Raw genomic sequence first — 1,338 nt, 5'->3', positions numbered from 1 at the left:
CGCGGCAGAGTTCCTGGTCGACGGCGGCATCGCCGGGGCGTACGTCACGCCGATCTAGCCCCCTCGCGGACCCGGTTGTAGCAGGGCGCGCAGTCCGCGCAACCCCGGTGTACGGAGCCGACCCGTGGCCATAAGGTGACGGCGTGAGCATGAACACGCCCCCGGGCTGGTATCCCGATCCCGGTTACACAGGCCACGGCCCCGCCCTGCACCGGTGGTGGGACGGGGCCACCTGGACCGAGTACACGCGCTCCGCCGGCACCCCGGCGGACTCGCCCTTCAGCCCGCCGCCCGCGCCCGGCTACGCGCCCGGCCCGGACGGCGGCCAGGGGAACGGCCGCGGCCCCCGGGTCGCGGTCCTCGCGCTGTCCGTGGGGGCCGTGATCGCCGCGATCATCGGCGGCATCGTGCTGCTGGGCGACAGCGGGGACGGGGGCGAGGGCGACCGGGCGAACCCGCTGCCGACCGCCCCCGCACCGCCCGGGGACGGCGGCGACGCCCCCTCGGACGCCCCGTCCGACCTGCCCACCGACGGCCCCAGCGCGGCGCCCACCGACGACCCGAGCATCGCCCCGGACGCCGCCAGCGGCATCAGCCTGCCCGTGCTGACGGGCTGGCAGGCGGGCCGCAGCAGCGCCGGGGGCGCGGGCGTGACCACCTCGCGCTACCCGTGCCCGGGCGACCCCTCCACCGAATGCGTCCGCGGCGGCGCCTTCTCCCGGACCGCCAGCGGCTTCAAGGCGGACACCGCCAAGGGCATCGCCGAGGAGGACATAGCCCAGAACGCCGAGGAGTCCTACGGCACGGACGAGGACACCGAGCGCAAGGCGTACGGCGGGATCTCCTCGCACAAGCGGCTCAAGGAGGAAGCGGTCGACGTCGCGGGCGAGGAGGGCTTTCTGGTGCGCTGGAAGGTCACCACGAAGAAGGGCGACGACGGATACGTCCAGTCCCTCGCCTTCCCGTCGCCCACCGTCCCCGACACGATGGTCCTGGTGCGCTTCGGCTTCGACGTGAGCGACAAGGCGCCCCCGCTCGGCGACATGGACAAGATCGTCGAGGGCATCGAGGCACTGGCGGGCGACGGCCGGACGATCTAGCCGTGGTCGGCGGCTACAGGAAGGTGCGGCCCTCGCCCCGGTACGTCGGTACGGAGTCCACCACCCGGTCGTCCTCGACCAGGTGCAGCGTCGCGAACCGCTCGCACAGCTCACCGGCCTTGGCGTGCCGGAACCACACCCTGTCGCCGATCAGCAGATCGTCGTCCTAGTGCCAGCAGCGGGGTCTGCACCTCGCCCGGGCTCTCCTTCGGTCGTAACGCAGCCCCTCCGGCAGATA

The 1,338-nt window shown here is 73.6% G+C and carries 1 protein-coding gene and 1 pseudogene; one reads left to right on the top strand and one right to left on the bottom strand.

Annotated features, from left to right (window positions below; genetic code table 11):
- The first annotated feature begins 149 nt into the window (after nucleotides 1-149).
- Nucleotides 150-1,100, top strand: a complete 951-nt coding sequence (locus SSOG_RS08665; protein ID WP_009713836.1) for a DUF2510 domain-containing protein — start codon at nucleotides 150-152, stop codon at nucleotides 1,098-1,100.
- Nucleotides 1,101-1,113: 13 nt separating this feature from the next.
- On the opposite strand, the pseudogene SSOG_RS55765 reads toward SSOG_RS08665, so the two are convergent.
- Nucleotides 1,114-1,338: pseudogene (locus SSOG_RS55765) on the bottom strand (hypothetical protein); the annotation flags it as partial.

It is taken from the genome of Streptomyces himastatinicus ATCC 53653, assembly GCF_000158915.1.
In the GTDB taxonomy this organism is placed as follows: domain Bacteria; phylum Actinomycetota; class Actinomycetes; order Streptomycetales; family Streptomycetaceae; genus Streptomyces; species Streptomyces himastatinicus.
Note: the sequence above shows the minus strand (reverse complement) of the source record. Positions and strands in the feature narration are given on the sequence as shown.